Source organism: Psychrobacillus sp. OK032 (assembly GCF_900111345.1).
Taxonomy (GTDB): Bacteria; Bacillota; Bacilli; order Bacillales_A; family Planococcaceae; genus Psychrobacillus.
Map to the genome: position 1 here is coordinate 243,639 of NZ_FOGY01000005.1, position 18,080 is coordinate 261,718.

Consider the following 18,080-nt stretch of genomic DNA (forward strand, 5'->3'; position numbering starts at 1 on the left):
GAGAAACCCATTCTAAATTTATAAAGGAAAAAATAGCGGAATAACGATCATCATGACGACGAACATGACAATTTGCAGCGGAATTCCCGCTTTCACAAAGTCAAAAAACTTGTATCCACCTGCCGTCATCACTAATGCATTTGTCGGTGACGCAACAGGTGTTGCAAAAGCCATACTAGATGAAACAGCGATTGCTATTAAAAACGTATACGGATTTGCTCCCATACTAACAGCCGCACTCATCGCAATAGGTGCAAATAAAACAGCCGTAGCCGTATTACTAATAAACTGTCCAAACACCATCGTTATAAAATAGATCCCTATAAGTACTCCCATCGCTCCGAAGCCACCGAGCAGATTAATAATCCCTTCCGAAAGAATAACCATTCCTCCCGTTTTCTCAAGAGCCGTAGCCATCGGAAGCATCGCAGCTATTAATACAATACTCTCCCAGTTCATCTTTCCATACGCATCATCCATATTCCGTAAACATCCTGTAATGATCATTAACACCGATCCGATTAATACCGAAATGACAGCCGGAAAAACTTCAGAAATCATCAGAACAATCATGAATAACATAATGGCACCTGCAATTGGTGCTTTTCCACTAGCTGCAGCAATACTTGCGTGCTCCTTCGGCTGTCCAACTACGACAACATCTTGCATTGCTTTTGATAGTAATTCTATTTCATCCCATGCTCCTTGCACTAAAAGTGCATCCCCGAAACGAAGACGTACATTTGCCATTTCACTAAGTACATAATCCCCTTTGCGATTAACACCTAGTATATTCAAATTATACTTTTCCCGAAAGCCAATGCTACCAACCGTTTCATTTATTAGGCTAGAATGTGGAGTTAAAAGCACCTCGGCAATCCCTAATTGTTTGGATACAAGCACTTCTGCTTCCGATTCTTCCTCGTCCATTTCCAATAAAAAATCCGTTGCAAATTGCTCCATGCTACTAAATGCACCTTGCACAAATAAAATATCCTTCGCATGAATAATACTATTTGGTCCAGCCATTTCCTGATATGTAATCGGTAACAGATTCATGCCTTCTATCGATTTACGATCTATTTTTAGAATGGCTAGATGATACTTAGCCGGAAGCTTCAATTCAGCGAGTTGCTTTCCGATTATTGTTGAATGCTCTGGAACAATAAGCTTATGTAAATTCCCGCCAAGTTCATAGTCGATTGCCAATTGTTTCGGCGAGAGCTTATGCCCATCTTTTAACGCATTTTTATTTTTCGCATTTGGTAATACAACATTTCGAGCCACAACAAAATAAAGAATACCAACAATAATAGCAATAACTCCGACAGGCGTAATTTCAAAAAATCCAAGTTTTTTATAGCCATTATCTACAAGGACTTGGCTAACGATTAAGTTAGCGGGTGTTGCAATTAGCGTCAAAAGTCCAGACAAACTACTGATATACGAAAGTGGTATTAAATACTTCGACGGACTACTATTAATACTAATCGCAATACTAATAACAATCGGGAGCATTAATGCAACCGTTCCCGTATTACTCATAAATGCTCCAACCGTACCTGTAATGATAAGCAATAAGACAAATAATCGGTTTTCACTTTCTCCAGACCATTTAAGTAGTAGATTTCCAGCCGTCTGTGCAAGACCCGTTCGTACAATACCTGCCCCCACAACAAATAATCCCGCAATCATGATAACGACAGAATTTGAAAACCCAGCAAGTGCCTCTGCCGGTTCTAAAACCCCAGTAATAACGAATGCCAATAACGCCAAAACAGCAACTAAATCTGCTCGTACTCGATTACTTATAAATAACACGATACTTATCGCTAAAATACTAAAAGTAATAATAAGTTGCATATTAACCTGCGTCCTTTCCGTCAGATAATACTTCTATTATATAAGAAGTTAGGGGCAAGTACTTCATGCTAATTATCCCCTTAGTTGAATATTCCACAGAATGCCACATATTTTTCACTTGAATTTCCTTTTATAACATCCTATTTTTACAACTAAAAGCATTTTACATAAAAAAATGCAGTGAGGAATCCAACCCCCACCGCATTTTTCATTTTCTCACCACTTCTTCAACTGCAAATCCTTCGTGAATAAGTTTTTATAACAAAGCACACTTAACATCATGCTCGTAATTGCAGAGGAACTTGTAAACACAAAAATGATTAGTATTTGATATCGGACCGCTTCAACAGGGTCTGCTCCTGCAATAATCATTCCCGTCATCATTCCAGGAAGTTGGACTAATCCTACTGTTTTCATCGCATCAATCGTTGGAATCATACTAAACTTAACGGATTGTTTCAGCACATCTTGAACTGCCTGTCGACTTGTGGCACCTAGTGCTAGTAATGTTTCAATTTCACCTTTGGAGCTTTCTGTTTCTCTTTTTAGTTGTGTCAAAAAGAGTCCACAAGCAACCATTGCATTACCGATCGTCATGCCACTAAGTGGGATAATATATTGCGGAGTTGCTTCAATTATTTGCAAACTAAGTAAGAGTCCCATCATTAGTATTTCCATTGTTGCAATCGACAGAATTATTCTCCAAACGACCCCTTTCATTCCTTGAGCTCGTTTAGCCGCATTCGTAGCCGCAACAATAATCATCAGGCAGATGATCAATCCAATAAGCAATAAATTCTCTGATTTAAATATAAATTGTAGTACATACCCAACAGCGAGTAGCTGAATTGCTGCACGCACCGTACCAATCGCAATATCCTTCTCTAAATCAAGCTTTTGCCAAACAGATAGAAGCATCGTAATAACAACAAAAAGTAAAGTAAAACTTAAAGCCAATAAACTCATGTTGTCACCTCATTAAATAACGAGGTGGGATTATTAAAAAATATCTCTGTTTCGCAATCAGCTGCTAATGTTCCCTTTTCCATAAACCATATTCGCTCGCTAATTCGTCTCGCTTGTTCTGAATCATGCGTTACCCAAAGAAAAGAAGTTTTATATGCTGCATTCCAGTTTAACAAAAGGTTCTCGACAGATTCTTTGCTTTGCTGATCAAGTGAAGCGGTCACTTCATCGAGTAATAAGATAGAAGGTTTTAACAATAGGGATCGCACTAAAGCAACTCGTTGCTTCTCTCCTCCCGATAAATCAGTCGCTTTCTTTGCCCAATCAATTGATTCCAGTCCAACGTCTTTCATTAACTTTCGTGCAAGCTTGTCATCAAATGTTTCATTATGTATTTTACTAACCGTTTTCAAATTTTCCTCAATCGTTCCTGGAAGCATAGTTGCTTGTTGCGCTACATAAGTTACGATCGTTCGCCAAACCCGCGTATCCGTATGCCTTGATGTAACCCCGTTTAAGCGTATTTCTCCTCTATCGGACTGTTCTAATAGTGCAAGGATGCGTAATAGCGTACTTTTTCCTTGTCCAGATTTACCAAGTAATGCAATACGTTCACCGCTTTTTACTGTTGCGGTTATATCGGAAAATAAATAAGTACGATCCGTTTGTTTTTCTGTAAGCCAATAATTTTTCGTTAAGCCTTTCATTTCTAACAAAGCAGTCATGCATGCTCTTCCCATTCTTCTCTTAATAAACCCATTCGAATAGAATCATAGTAAACACCATCATAGTAACGACATTTACGAAGACGTGCTTCCATCGTCATTCCTAACTTTTCACCGACTTTGATCATCCGTTGGTTTCCAGACCAAGTAGTGTAGCCTACTCGAACAAGTGGTAATTCTCTAAATAAATGCGTAATCCACATACGAAGAGCTTTCGTTCCAATACCGCCGCTCCAATACCGTGGTTCATAAATGACAATGCCCATTTCTAGCCAAAGCGATTCTTCATGTTCCCAGTAATAGCAAAGTGATCCTACTAGTTCGCCATCTACATAAACACCCCACATATCCTCTTGGTTAATCAGTTGATCTTTTTTCTCTAAAAATTGTTCCAATGTTTTCGGCTCATATGGAAAATAAGGGGCGTCCCATTTTTTCCATTCCGGTGATGCTTCTTTTGCGCTTAGCTCCCAAAGCCGGGTAATTTCTTTTTCTACTATCGGTCTAATCATAATATCTTGCATTTTCATGACCCCCGTCCTACATTCATATACATAATATTATCATAATTTCGTTCATATGACCGTATCCATCACGCACTTTGTTGTGTTAAAGTGTTATATAACAAAAGTATTAAAGGTAAAAGGAGTGGTACAACTTTGGGTGGAAATCAGCAATTACAACGTGGACTAGAACAGCGGCATATCACCCTCATGTCTTTAGGTGCAGCAATTGGAGTTGGATTATTTTTAGGCTCAGCAACAGCTATTAGGTTGGCGGGACCGGCAATACTTATCTCATACATAATTGGTGGCTTATTTATCTTTATTATCATGCGTGCCCTTGGAGAAATGGCAGTACATAATCCTGTTTCTGGATCGTTTAGTAGATATGCCAAAGACTATCTAGGACCACTTGCAGGATACATTACGGGGTGGAATTATTGGTTTTTATGGGTTGTTACATGTATGGCCGAAATTACAGCAGTCGGAGTGTATATGCAAATGTGGTATCCCGACTCTCCAAGTTGGATATGGGCATTGGCGGCACTCATAATAATGACGTTAATAAACCTAATTGCCGTAAAAGCATATGGAGAATTTGAATTCTGGTTTGCCCTAATAAAAATTGTCGCAATTTTAGCAATGATTTTCGTTGGACTTGGAGTTATTATTTTCGGATTAGGTAATGGTGGTATAGCGGTAGGTATTAGCAACTTATGGTCCAATGGTGGTTTTGCACCTAACGGCATTACAGGAATTTTAATGTCTCTGCAAATGGTTATGTTTGCTTATTTAGGTGTAGAAATGATTGGAGTAACGGCAGGAGAAGCTAAAAACCCGAAAACGATTATCCCTCGAGCAATTGATACTGTGTTTTGGCGTATTCTTATTTTTTATGTTGGCGCTCTTTTCGTTATTATGTCCATTTATCCTTGGAATGAAATTGGTGAAAATGGTAGTCCATTTGTTTTAATGTTTGAAGAAATAGGCATAGGACCAGCAGCTGGTATTATTAACTTTGTTGTGTTAACGGCGGCACTTTCTAGCTGTAATAGTGGTATTTTCAGTACAGGACGTATGCTATTTAACTTGGCAGAACAAAAGCAGGCTTCTCCTTCTTTCAAGAGAATAAATGGAGCTGGAGTACCAGCAAGAGCAGTAATATTTTCTGCAGTTTTACTATTGTTCGGTGTTCTCTTGAACTATCTGGTCCCTGAGAAAGTATTTATATGGGTAACGAGTATTTCCACTTTCGGAGCAGTTTGGACCTGGGGAATTATTCTATTGTCCCAATTAAAATTCCGTAAGACGCTATCAAAGGGAGAGGTTTCTAAATTAACGTATAAAGCGTTGTTTTATCCACTTGGTTCGTATTTAGCTTTAGCATTCTTAGTACTCGTACTTGGGCTCATGGCATATTTCCCTGAAACACGAATTGCTTTGATTGTTGGACCTATCTGGATTATCTTGCTAGTTATAGTCTATTATAATAAAGGATTTCATAAACAATAATTCAATAGATTGATAAGCTTGTACGATTGATCGATTTTGCTTGGAGTTCTATTGATTTTCCAGGTAGATCGATCGATTCATCAAAACCGCCTTCATTTCACAAACGAAATGAAGGCGGTTTTTCAATATTAAAGATATTTTTCAAACCAACTAGTAATTTGTTCTAACCGCGTTTGTCGTAAATTTGGTAGTCCTACTCTTGATAAATTATGATCCGCTTGCGGGAAACGAACAAAACTCGTCTCTTTCCCCATTGCTTTCAACGTTATATACAATTGTTGCCCTTGTTCAATCGGACATCGGTAATCATTTTCACTATGCAAAATCAGCAGAGGTGTTTCTACTTTCGATGCATACTTCAATGGAGAAGCATCCCAAAGTTTTTCAATATTGGTCATGTCAGAACCAATTTGCCACTCAGCAAAATAATAGCCGATGTCGGAAACACCGTAAAAACTAACCCAGTTTGAAATTGATCTTTGGGTGACCGCAGCTTTAAATCGATTCGTATGACCAACAATCCAGTTCGTCATAAATCCTCCATAGCTACCGCCAGTTACACCAAGTCTTGTCTCATCAATCCAGTCATTTTCAACAAGCACATAATCGAGTCCTGCCATAATATCCTCGTAATCTCCTCCACCGTAATCACCCCGTACTGCGTCTACGAACTGTTGACTGTAAGAATGGCTACCTCGCGGGTTTACATATAAAACGCCATACCCTTGCGCTGCAAGCAATTGTAGCTCATGGAAAAATGTGTTTGCATACATCGTATGCGGTCCACCATGAATTTCTACGATAAGTGGATACTTTTTACCTTCCTCATAACCTATTGGTTTCATTAGCCACCCATGAACGTCCCAGTCTTTAGTACTTTTATAGACAATTGCCTCTGGTTCTGAAAGCTCTACCTCATTTAATAATTTCTCGTTAAAATGAGTTAGATTAATTCTTTCACCAGTCGCTAAATTTTGCTTAAATAATTCCCCGGGAAATATTGCGTTACTTATTGTCGCAATAGCGAAGGTCCCCGTCGCATCTATATCATAATCATAAACATGTTCATTTTCTGCTGTTGCCGGATACACTGCTCCATCAAGAGATGCGAAATACAGTCGAACATCACCCATTGTAGATAATTGGAAATATAAATGGTTGGCACTCGTCCATACAACATTAGGAGCACTTGCCCCCTGTTGTACATCTCCACCTGAATAGTCCCCTACTGGCGCGTCAATTCCTTCTGTCAGCACTTGACGATTTCCTGAACTTATCTCATATACATATACTTCTGCATGTGTTGCATTTTCGAATTGACGATTGCTTCCAGTAAATGCAATATACCTGTCATCTTTAGAGAAAGTTGCTCCACCATAATAGCCTTCTTCATCTATTAGTACGATCTCTTCTTTCGTTTCAATGTCTACTAGTAGCAATGGTTGACGGAATGTGAAGTCTTGATTTTCTTCTCGGTTAACACCCATTACTAGTTTCTTTCCATCATGTGAAATAGCTTGTAAATTATAATTGTATGATCCTTCAGTAAACTGCGTTATTACTTTTAAATCGATATTCACGTATCCAATTTGTTTATATGTATCTTTCGGTAACAGTCCAACACCATCTGCATGATATTTCATTTTTTCTACAATATAAGCTTTCGGCAATTTCTTTTCTTCTTTTTCCAACTCATCTGTCCATGCTTTACCTTCTTTTAATGGTGCATCAAACCAAATTCTATTACTGCATGGTGACCAAAGAAAGCTAGATATCCCTTTTTCAACATCGGTTATCTTTTTGGCTTCCCCGCCATTTGCAGAAAGGATATAAACTTGATTGTTCTCTTCCCGAGTCGATAGGAAAGCGATGTATTTTCCATCTACGGACCATTTAGGTGCAGATATACGTTCCTTCTTATGCGTCCACTGTGTTACCACTTCTGTCTCCAAATTGACATGATATAAATATGCATAATATGTATTATCTTTTTCATCCATGTCGGTGCGAATAAACACTGCTTCTTTCCCATTTGGTGCAATAACCGGGTTTGTAACTGAATGCAAGTTGAATAAATCCTTCGCCTCTAATTTTCTTTTCGTCATTTGTCTACTCCACCCTTTCAAAACGATTCTTTCATGTATTTCGACACTCGAAACCTTTTTCCTGCTTATGCAGCAAAAAGGTTTCGAGTGTTTAATATTCGCAATTAATGTTTGAAAGTGATAATTCTAAAAGCTCCTCTTATAAAGGTTAGTTTGCGTAATAGAGGAATACTGCGCACTAAAAAGCTCTATTAGGTAACCGCTATGATTCTCGCTGCAGGCAGACGCTTTCCACTACACTTAATTAATAATCAACGAAAAATGTAACACAGCATATTATCAAAATTGAAGCGTATATTTTTTTTACAATTAATGGTTGAACGAGACGAAACAATAAGCGAACGCGACAAACAACCACTTGAAAACGACAGAACAGTAGCTGAAAGCAACAAAATCACCCGCGAACCCGACAAAATCAAAAAGCCACTCCTATTAGAAGTGGCTTCTACGTTTATTGAACCGTTTGCTCTTTCAGCGAACGTCGTAAAATTTTCCCTGTAGTGTTTTTCGGCAATTCCTCTAAAAACTCAATTCGATTAGGAATTTTATATTTTGCTAGTTTTTGTGCACAAAATTCATACAATTGTTGTTCTGTTAAAGCAGCTTCTTTCTTCACAACAAATGCAAGTACTTCTTCACCAAAAGTAGGGTCCGGCACTCCGACAACCGCTGCTTCTATAATATTAGGATGCTCAAAAAGAACTTCCTCTACTTCACGTGGATATACATTATAACCTCCCACAATAATCAAATCTTTCTTTCGATCTACAATATAGAAATATCCTTCTTCGTCTTGTCTAGCAAGGTCTCCTGTATATAACCAGCCATCACGAAGCGCATTTTCGGTTTCTTCTGGCATTTTATAATAACCCTTCATCACATTAGGTCCTCGGACAATAAGTTCCCCAACTTCTCCAACCGGAATTTCTTCTCCTAATTCGTTCACTACTTTGTTTTCCACATTCAGAATACTTGTACCAATAGAACCAGGTTTACGATCTCGATCAATCGGATTAAAACAAGTTACCGGAGATGCTTCGGATAACCCGTATCCCTCTGACACTCGTACACCAAACTTGTCCTCAAAACTATGCAGTAATGCAACTGGCATTGAAGATCCACCTGAAATTGCCAAACGGATAGTTGAGAAATCCTCCACTCTATCCTCTGGATATTGATACAAGAAATTGTACATCGTTGGCACTCCTGCAAAAACGGTGGCTTTTTGTTCTCTTGCAATAGTAAAAACCTCTAATGGGTTAAATCTAGGAACTAGTAATATTGTAGCTCCCATTAATAGTGGTGCATTCACAACAACTGTTAAGGCAAACACATGGAAAACAGGAAGCGTCGCAATGACTCGATCATCTGTATTAATACTTAAATACTCTGCTACGTCACGAGCGTTCGAATAAATATTATTGTATGTCAGCATCGCACCTTTTGGATGTCCCGTAGTACCAGATGTATACAAAATCACTGCGGTATCTTCGTCCATCACTTCAACAGGCTTAACATGTTCTACAGAATTAGCAAGTAAAGATGAAAACGATTTCACTTTTACTTTCAAATCGTCTGAAAGTCCAGCTAACTTCTCAAGCGTATCAGGTTGTGTTTCACAAATAATATAGTTTTCCACATTAGCAAATACATTAGCTGCTTTTTCCACTAAAGGTAGTAACGCATCAAGTGCAATAATTACTTTTGCATCACTATTTTTCACAATATAACCAATTTCATCTGGTGTATATATAGGATTTATCGGTACAGCAGTCGCACCTAAACGCATTGTTGCATATAAAGATATTAAAAAATGTGGCGTATTGCCAAGTAAAAATCCTATATGGTCACCTTTTTGAACTCCTAATGTTTGGAGCCCATGTGCAAATCGCTCGACTGATTGGTCAAATTCTGCAAAAGACGTGTCTTTCCCCATAAAGTGATAAGCTATTTTTTCTGGATGCATGGAGGCAATTTGTTGAACTTGTGAAGCTAAACCCATTTTCCCATCTCCCTTTCTTTATTTGAATGAATATTCATTCATATTCCCCAAATTCATTATATAAAAAAAGTTTTGACTATTCAATCTTAAAAGAAGATTGCCAGATGCAATCTTCTTTTACTCCTGTATATGTGCAATATATCTCCATCGAATTAAGAAAAAATAAGATACCTGAATAACAGTAAATACAATTAGCACAATTAACATTTCCATGGCGATTGATACCGCTGCTAGATCCACCCAAAAAGCTTGTAGAAAAATAAATGAAAATGTACTATGTACCATTGCTAGTCCCCATGGTAAAAAGAATTGTGGCACCAATTGTCGATTGACGATTTTCACTAATTCTTGATCAGTTACCCCCATTCTTCTAAGGACATCATATTGCTTTTTATCTCTATCTAAATCTGTATAAAGTTTAAAATAGACAAAACTTCCTGCTGCAAGTAAGAGAACCGCTGCTACAAGTAGACCAGTAAACAATAACAATGCAAACGTAGCGCGAATAACAGAAAAATTCAATCCAGGATTAACAAAATAAAATGGATTCGGATTCACTTCTGAAATTCCCATCGTTTCGGTCATTATCTTATCTAAATCTGTTCCAACATCTTTTGTACGCAACCAATCAGATACATGGAATGCAAAAAAAGTTGTTTTCGACTCTTCCACACCAAATCCAAATAGCGGTTCCGTTAGGAGAGAAAAATCCTCATCACTTATAATGAATGCTCTATTTTTTATAACGAAAGAAGGAAAGATCGGGTGTTTATACATTCCTTTTATTTGGATAGGTATGCTACTTTCCTCGAGCACTGTTTGTTCCATACCACTCCGAATATTATCAAAGTTTACTTGTGTACTCGAAACCAATAAAGCTTCCCCTTGATTCAAGTCGATTAAAGGAATTTTTAAGGCAACAGCCAAACTATTGACTTCAGATTCCTTAATCACATTCACTGGCTCATGTGAATTCGAGGAAGTTTGCTTTTTCACATTAAATTTCACGAGCTCGTAAGACAATCCTTCCCTTTGAAGTTCTTGCGATAATTTCATAATATCCGCTTCTTCAAATGGGTTGTCCCAATCACTAGCATAGAAAATACTGACAGGGTTTAATTCCCGATATTGGGCTGTGAATGAAGTGAAAGAAGTCACGACCCCTACAGATAAAAATGCAATCGTCGACACAATCGTCACGACAAAAAACATGCGTGCATTTTCCCTTATTTTAATCGAAGCTTCCGCAAAAGCGATTAAACGAAAAGAATGCCAATAAAGTCTTTCCTTTCTCCTAATTATGTCGAGTATATATAACATACTATCTGTGTAAAAGAAATACGTTCCAATAATAGCCATGAAAATAATCAGTAAGCTCATAAATATATTCATATGGAAAACAGAAAAAATAACGAGACTATACGCTACGACAAGCAAACCTAATCCTAAAAAAGCATTTCCCTTTTTATACGTAGCGACTTCGCTGAATTTGCCGTCCCCTTTTATAAGCTGGACAACCTCTTTTTTTCGGATAAATACAACGCTACTGATTGATATGATAATAAACTGAGATAAAAACACAATAATTGTCAAAGCAAATGGTTTCCAAGATAAATAAAGAGGCAGACTGTCCAGCAAAAACAATTCTCGGATAATCATGAAGAAAAATTTTGAGAACGAAAACCCAAAGAAAATACCAATTGTAATGGATATAAAACCTAAAATCATGGTTTCTAAAAAGATTAATCGATTTAACTGTTGCCTTTCCATACCTAAATTCAATAGAACCCCGAACTCATGTAATCTAGCTTGTAAAAACGCACTCATCGAATAAAATAAAAAAAACATAGTAAAAACGATTAGAATTACTTGTGCCACTAGCATTCCACCAAAAGCCACATCTCTTAAAAACTGATCTTCAATATTCGGATGAAACATAAGCATCGAGTAAACAAAGAAAACCATAACCGAAAAAATACTTGCCATAAAAAATGCGGCATATATTCGACTATTTCGAATTACGTTATGATAAGCGAATTGTTGAAAGGTCATTTACACCGCCACCACCTAATAAAGACAACACATTTAATATCCGTTGGAAAAATGTTTGCCTCAGGTCACCTTTATAAATCTCATTGAAGTATTCCCCATCTTTTATAAATAACACTCGATCACAGTAACTTGCTGCTATTGGATCATGTGTGACCATCATAATGGTTGTTTTACTTTCCTTATTCACTTGTGAAAGAATTTCTAATACGTCTTTTGCTGCTTTTGAATCTAAATTCCCAGTTGGCTCATCCGCAAGTATAATACTCGGCTCATGTATTAACGCACGTCCAATAGCTGTTCTTTGTGCCTGACCTCCAGAAATCTCAGAAGGTCTTTTTTGTAAAATTGACGTTAAGTTAAGGTGTTCAGCGATATGTTGTACTTTGGCTTTCATTACTTCTATCGATCGGCCATCAAGTGTTAGTGGTAATACCATATTTTCTTCCACTGTTAGTGCAGGAAGCAAATTGAAGTCTTGAAACACGAAACCAAGCTCCCTTCTTCTGAAAAGTGATAAATCATTTTTAGGGAGTTGTGCAGGTTTTAAGCCACTTATCGTAATATCTCCAGATGTTGGTCGATCGATAGTCGAAATAATATTCAATAATGTCGTTTTTCCGCTTCCAGAAGGACCCATTACTGCGATAAATTCTCCTTTTTCTACTTCAAAACTTAATTGATTAATCGCTAGATGTGCTACTTTTCCTTCATATACTTTCGTTACTTCCTCCAGTATTAATATGGACATCTTGCTCACCTCGCTTCATTATTTCTTGTTTATCAAATTTAATCGATACGGTGGTCCCTTGCCCTATATGCGAGGTTATACTTATTTCATGTCCTAAACGGTTGCAAATTTGCTTTGCCAAATATAATCCCATGCCTGTAGACTCACCAGTTTTTCGACCATTTTCTCCAGTGAAAAATGCTTTTGTCACTCTTTTAATATCAGATGCAGGAATACCGATTCCTTCATCTCTAACAGAGAAAGTTATTTGCTTCTCTTCGATACTCGTTTCAAAAAATACTTTTTTATTTTTCTCAAATGTATATTTAACCGCGTTCGTTACAAATTGGGCAATGACATATCGAATCCATTTTCTATCCGATGTAATCATACAATTATCCTCCATCGAAATTACTGGAAACAGATGATTTCCGATGAATAATCGCTTGTTCTCCGTTACGACTTCAGTTACTAATTGTTTTAAATCTATCCGCTCGATTTGCATGTCTTCTTCGAATGTGTCTAATCTCGCATTCATTAAAACTGCTTCGAGCCCTCTCTTGAGTCGTTCCATTTCTTCCATGACACTTTTTGAATCTATTTGTTCACTATTTTGCGTCATCAGTTCGAGTACAGAAATTGGGGTCTTCATTTGATGAACCCAACTATTCATAAATTGTAAATGCCGATTTTGTCTTGCGTATAAAAGTTGTACTTCCTTTTGATATAAACGATAGATATGTTGTAGATAATTCTCTACCTGTCTAATTTCCGGAGACTGCGCTGATCGTTGCAAGACAACTTCTATATGAGTTGGGATAGATAGAATTTTTTTATAAAACGTATATTTTTTCACAAATAATGCCCCTAAAAAAGTAAGCGTTAATATAATACTAATAACAATGGAATAGACAGCGGTATCTAGGTTTCGAAATCCGTCCAGCCAGTACAAAAGCATAACAAATAGCACTAATGAAATTTGAAAAATGATAAATAGTAGATGTTCCTTTAAAAATAGACGAAACATATTAAGCTTCCTCCGGACTTAGGTTCAAACGATATCCCGCTCCTCGAACTGTTTCAATTGTAGATATAACACCGTAATCAGCCATTTTCTTTCGCACTCTTGTCATATTGACATTGAGCGTATTTTCATCAACAAATGACTGGTCATCCCATAGTTCTTCTAGTAATTGCTCTCTAGTGACAAGCTTCGGATGATTCTTCAGTAATAGCTCTAAAATAGTACATTCTTTCTTTTGAAGTGGAATTTCTTCTTTTGATGTATGTAATTCCATGCGTTCCATAAAGAGTTGCAATTTCCCTACTTTCACAACACGCTCTTCCTGCTTCGCTGCATATTCACCATATGTTCTTCTTAGATGGCTTTTTATCTTAGCTAGGACGATTTCGTAATGAAAAGGCTTCGTGATAAAATCATCCCCACCGTTTTCAAGGGCGAATACTTGGTCCATTTCACCTGATCTTGCCGAAACAAAAATAATTGGGCAAGTAGTTAGCTGACGGAGTTGACGACACCAATAGTAGCCATCATAAGATGGCAAATTCACATCTAATAGTACAATATGAGGATCGAACGCTGTAAACTCCTCGATTATATGATCGAAATTTTCAATTGTATGTACTTCGTAATGGTATTTCCTCAAAGTATCTGCAAGTAGTGATGCGATTTTCAGGTCATCTTCTACTACTAACACACGGTGTATCATCAATAAAATCCTCCTTTTGAAAACATTATTCTTTCTATATTATATCAAAAAAGAGTCTCCCATACGTTAGTATGTTAGACTCTTCCATTATTACTCATATTAATCTTTAGAGTTACGTATCATCTGTTTGCTAACTCGAACAAATTAGTAAATAAGTTGTACTAGTTCTTCTTTCGAAATGCCACCAAAGTATTTCGGTACGTCAATCGACTCTAATGATTCTTCAATTGCTTGCTTACTATACACTTTTCCTGTTAGTAACTCTTCCACTTCTTTAATATCTCCAACGCCAAAGAAGTCACCATAAATATTCACTTCTTCTATAATACCTTTATTCACTTCTAAGCGAACATCTACACCGCCTGTTGGGAAGCGGTGTGAATGCTTCATATTAAACTTAGGCGATTTACCGTAGTTCCAATCCCATTGTTGATAACGTTCCTCTGAAAGCTTATGAATATTTTTCCAATCCTCATCCGTTAGCTCCCAATACTGTATATTTTCTGTTCCATCGAAAATAGAGGAAAGAATTTCGGCACGGAATTGTTCAATGGTCATTGGTTCTGTAAGTAATTCAGCAATGTTCGTTACACGGCTTCGAACTGATTTTATACCCTTTGACTCGATTTTATCTTTACTTACTTTTAATGCGGAAACGACTGCATCAATTTCCGTATTAAACATTAATGTACCATGGCTAAACATTCTTCCACGTGTAGAAAACTGGGCATTTCCTGAGATTTTCTTTCCTTCTGCTAGTATATCATTGCGTCCCGATAGTTCCGCATTCACACCCATTTTTTGCAATGCATCGACAACTGGTTGTGTAAACTTTTTAAAATTACGGAAGCTGTCCCCATCATCTTTCGTTAAAAAGCTAAAATTCAAATTCCCCAAATCATGGTACACAGCACCTCCACCTGAAAGTCTGCGGACAGGTATAATCCCGTTTTTCTCTACAAAATCTGTATTAATTTCTTCTATTGTATTTTGGTTTCTTCCAATGATGATAGAAGGTTGATTTATGTAAAACAATAGAAAAGAATCTTTTTCTATATCCATTGTATTCAATGCATACTCTTCAATTGCAAGGTTAATACGTGGGTCAGTAATTCCTTTATTATCAATAAAATACATGTTTATCTCTCCTTTATTCCTATTTTAACAAAAAACGAAATAATGTGTTGACAAAAGATTCTGTGTTATATTACAATGTATTTAACTTTAACAGTTATATAACAGATGGAGGTGGAACAAATATGTTAGAAAACGTACTTGAATTTTTCCGTAACCTGCCTAAAAAGAAATGCGCTACATGCGGCGAGACCATCGAAGAACAACATGAGTGCTATGGAAATCACTGCGACAAATGCAGTAACTTGTAATTTCATTAGAAATGCCAACTAGATCCTCCCCTTTCTAGTTGGCTTTTTTTTGGTTGCTCTGATAGATGATTTGGTTGCTTTCGTCAACGGATTAGTTGCTCTTGTTGATGCAATAGTTGCTCTGGCAGGTAAACTGGTTACTTTCACACTCCATTCCGTTACCCTTTACCATTCACTGTAAAATCACCATCCCTTTTATTTCTTATTTTTGAATAGCAAAAGCGCTTATCTCCTTTTAAGGAATAAGCGCTTTATATTATGCTTCTGCTGTTTGTTTAGAATAACGTTTTTTGAACAATAACAGGAAGTAACCGAATGTTAAGGCTAAACAAACGACCATAAATCCGATTAAAACGCTATTATTGTACCAAAAATAACCAACATCCCCCGTTGATATTGCCGCTCTAAAGCTTTGGATCGAATACCCCATAGGTAACAACTTATTAAAAATTTGTAATGGCTGCGGTATCAATTCTAACGGGAATGTACCCGCGCTTGTGGACAATTGAAGAATCAATATAAGAATCGCAATAAATCTACCTGGGTTATCCATCATCGATACAAGCAATTGGACAATCGCTAAATACGTAAAACTTGTAATAATAGCGATCAAAATGAGCATCCCAACGCTTTCAACTTCTAATTTAAGTCCAAATAGTACAATTGAAACGACAATTAAAGACTGTAAAATTCCAACTACCGCAAGTACTAATGCTTTACTTGCAAACCAAGATGTCCCACTTGTTGGTTTTATCGCTGGCTGTACTAATGGAAAAACAACGGAAATAATAAGTGCACCAACAAATAAGCCAAGTGATAAGAAATAAGGAGTTAAACCTGTTCCATAATTCGGAACGGCATTTACTTCCTCCACGTTAACATCTACTGGGGATGCAACCATCTTATACGTTTCATCCGTCGCATTCACTTCTCCTGCTTCGTCACTTGCCTCTTGTAAACTCGTTTGTAACGAATCTGTTCCATCTATTAACTCTTTTGTTCCATCCACTAGTTTTAACGATCCGTCTACAAGTTCTCCTGATCTCGCTGCAAGTGTCCCAGTTCCATGTTGTAATTGGGATGTGCCATCTGCTAATTGAGTTAATCCACTCACTAAATTAGTAGAACCTTGATAAACTTGCTGTACACCCGCATTAAATTCGTTCATTTTTGTAGCAAGTGTAGATGTTCCATTTGCTAAATTAGATGCACCTTCTACTAATGCCGCGGAAGATTCATGTAAACGTTCTATTCCTTGCCCTACTTGTGCATATGCTGCACTTAACTGCGCTGCCCCGTCATATGCCTTGGTAGTTCCACTAGATAAAGCATCTGTCCCAGTTGCTAGTTTTGTTAATCCAGCTGTTATAGTAGAACTTCCAGACTGTACTTGTTGCATCGTTTCTATTAGTGCAGTAGCTTGTTCTGCGGGTAGCCCTGTACTTATTTTTGAAATTTGTTCAGATAGAGCCACTATTCCAGACGTCACTTCGTATGACCCTTTCGATAATTCCTTAGCACTATCATTCAATGAGGGTGTGCTGTTTTCTATTTGTTTAAAAGAATCGATGAACGCTTTGTCTTTTTCACTTAGTAATTGGTAGCTTTCGTTTAATTTGCCGACATTAGCTGTGTACTCGTCAATTCCTGATTTTAAGGTTGCTACTCCAGTTACTGCTCCGTCTATACCGTCTGTTAGTTGGGTAGCCCCCTCGGAAAGAGTAGCTAGTCCTTTATTTAATTGGCTAGAACCATCTGCTGCGGTTTGAATACCAGAAGCAATCGTATTTGTCCCGTCCTTTAACTCCACTGTGCTACTTATTAATTGCTCCAAATATCCTTTTAAGTCACTTGCACCATTATTAAGATCCGTTGCACCATCTTTTAATTGGCCAGCTCCGTCAGAAGCTTCCGCGAATCCATCACCCAGTTTTGTAACGGAGTCGAAAAGTTGCTCGGCATAAGTCGCCGTTACTTCTTCGTTCACCTCGGTACGAATACGCTCCATTGCCGTTTCTCCAATTTGGGCAGAAAGAAAATTATTCCCTTGATTTGCCTTATAGGAAAGGACCATTTTTTGAGGATGCTCATCCAATAAAGTCGTTGCATGTTGTGAAAAATTTTCCGGTATTTCGATCAATAAATAATAATCCCGATTTAATAATCCATGCTCTGAATCTTCTTTCTTCACGGAAATAAAGTTAAATTGATCACTTTCCTTTAACTTATCTACCAATTCGTCTCCAAGTATCAGCTCTTCGCCTTCAAAGTCTACACCTTCATCCGAATTGACAATGGCTACTGGCAAATTACTCAAGTTTGCATAAGGGTCCCAAAAAGCCCATAAGTACACTGCTGCATATAAAACCGGAATAAATAATACAGCAACAATAGAAATAAGCATTTTTTTATCTGTAAAAATATATTTCCACTCTGATTTAATCAATTTATCTCCTCCAAAAACTAATTGACCATTTCATTCATTTAGTCATTTTTCATAAAAAAAACAA

At 37.3% G+C, this 18,080-nt stretch carries 14 protein-coding genes; 2 read left to right on the forward strand and 12 right to left on the reverse strand.

Going from position 1 to position 18,080, the window contains the following annotated elements; translation table 11 throughout:
* Positions 1-18: 18 nt before the first annotated feature.
* The 4 genes from BMZ04_RS11860 to BMZ04_RS11875 form a co-directional block, all read right to left on the reverse strand.
* Positions 19-1,863, reverse strand: coding sequence for an SLC13 family permease (locus tag BMZ04_RS11860; RefSeq protein ID WP_093270405.1), 1,845 nt, complete (start codon positions 1,861-1,863; stop codon positions 19-21).
* Positions 1,864-2,079: 216 nt separating this feature from the next.
* Positions 2,080-2,829, reverse strand: a complete 750-nt coding sequence (gene fetB / locus BMZ04_RS11865; RefSeq protein ID WP_093270408.1) for an ABC transporter permease — start codon at positions 2,827-2,829, stop codon at positions 2,080-2,082.
* The gene (locus BMZ04_RS11870; RefSeq protein WP_093270413.1) at positions 2,826-3,554 is read right to left on the reverse strand and encodes an ABC transporter ATP-binding protein; all 729 of its coding nucleotides are present in this window, start codon (positions 3,552-3,554) and stop codon (positions 2,826-2,828) included. The genes fetB and BMZ04_RS11870 overlap by 4 nt, the downstream gene beginning before the upstream one ends.
* The gene (locus BMZ04_RS11875; protein WP_369802660.1) at positions 3,551-4,078 is read right to left on the reverse strand and encodes a GNAT family N-acetyltransferase; all 528 of its coding nucleotides are present in this window, start codon (positions 4,076-4,078) and stop codon (positions 3,551-3,553) included. The genes BMZ04_RS11870 and BMZ04_RS11875 overlap by 4 nt, the downstream gene beginning before the upstream one ends.
* A gap of 135 nt (positions 4,079-4,213) precedes the next feature.
* Here BMZ04_RS11875 and BMZ04_RS11880 point away from each other — a divergent pair, with 135 nt between their 5' ends.
* The gene (locus BMZ04_RS11880) at positions 4,214-5,569 is read left to right on the forward strand and encodes an amino acid permease (RefSeq protein ID WP_093270421.1); all 1,356 of its coding nucleotides are present in this window, start codon (positions 4,214-4,216) and stop codon (positions 5,567-5,569) included.
* Between the two features lie 128 nt (positions 5,570-5,697).
* On the opposite strand, the gene BMZ04_RS11885 is transcribed toward BMZ04_RS11880, so the two are convergent.
* The 7 genes from BMZ04_RS11885 to BMZ04_RS11915 all read right to left on the reverse strand — a co-directional run bounded on the left by BMZ04_RS11885 (position 5,698) and on the right by BMZ04_RS11915 (position 15,322).
* Complete coding sequence (locus BMZ04_RS11885; protein ID WP_093270425.1) at positions 5,698-7,674, reverse strand: S9 family peptidase; 1,977 nt, start codon at positions 7,672-7,674, stop codon at positions 5,698-5,700.
* 451 nt (positions 7,675-8,125) lie between these two features.
* Complete coding sequence (locus tag BMZ04_RS11890) at positions 8,126-9,676, reverse strand: fatty acid--CoA ligase family protein (RefSeq protein WP_093270431.1); 1,551 nt, start codon at positions 9,674-9,676, stop codon at positions 8,126-8,128.
* Positions 9,677-9,793: 117 nt separating this feature from the next.
* Positions 9,794-11,728: an FtsX-like permease family protein gene (locus tag BMZ04_RS11895; protein ID WP_093270436.1), complete on the reverse strand. Its 1,935-nt coding sequence runs from the start codon at positions 11,726-11,728 to the stop codon at positions 9,794-9,796.
* Positions 11,700-12,476: an ABC transporter ATP-binding protein gene (locus BMZ04_RS11900; protein WP_093270440.1), complete on the reverse strand. Its 777-nt coding sequence runs from the start codon at positions 12,474-12,476 to the stop codon at positions 11,700-11,702. The genes BMZ04_RS11895 and BMZ04_RS11900 overlap by 29 nt, the downstream gene beginning before the upstream one ends.
* Entirely contained in the window at positions 12,436-13,482 is a 1,047-nt protein-coding gene (locus tag BMZ04_RS11905) for a sensor histidine kinase (protein ID WP_093270443.1), read from the reverse strand. The genes BMZ04_RS11900 and BMZ04_RS11905 overlap by 41 nt, the downstream gene beginning before the upstream one ends.
* Position 13,483: 1 nt before the next feature.
* Positions 13,484-14,185: a response regulator transcription factor gene (locus tag BMZ04_RS11910; RefSeq protein ID WP_369802662.1), complete on the reverse strand. Its 702-nt coding sequence runs from the start codon at positions 14,183-14,185 to the stop codon at positions 13,484-13,486.
* A 144-nt stretch (positions 14,186-14,329) separates the two neighbouring features.
* Positions 14,330-15,322: a lipoate--protein ligase gene (locus BMZ04_RS11915; RefSeq protein ID WP_093270452.1), complete on the reverse strand. Its 993-nt coding sequence runs from the start codon at positions 15,320-15,322 to the stop codon at positions 14,330-14,332.
* Positions 15,323-15,444: 122 nt separating this feature from the next.
* Here BMZ04_RS11915 and yhfH point away from each other — a divergent pair, with 122 nt between their 5' ends.
* Positions 15,445-15,570 (forward strand): protein YhfH, encoded by a 126-nt coding sequence (gene yhfH, locus BMZ04_RS11920; RefSeq protein ID WP_093270455.1) that lies wholly within the window; start codon positions 15,445-15,447, stop codon positions 15,568-15,570.
* A gap of 256 nt (positions 15,571-15,826) precedes the next feature.
* Here yhfH and BMZ04_RS11925 read toward each other — a convergent pair whose 3' ends face one another.
* Positions 15,827-18,016 (reverse strand): YhgE/Pip domain-containing protein, encoded by a 2,190-nt coding sequence (locus tag BMZ04_RS11925; protein ID WP_093270458.1) that lies wholly within the window; start codon positions 18,014-18,016, stop codon positions 15,827-15,829.
* Between the last annotated feature and the right edge of the window lie 64 nt (positions 18,017-18,080).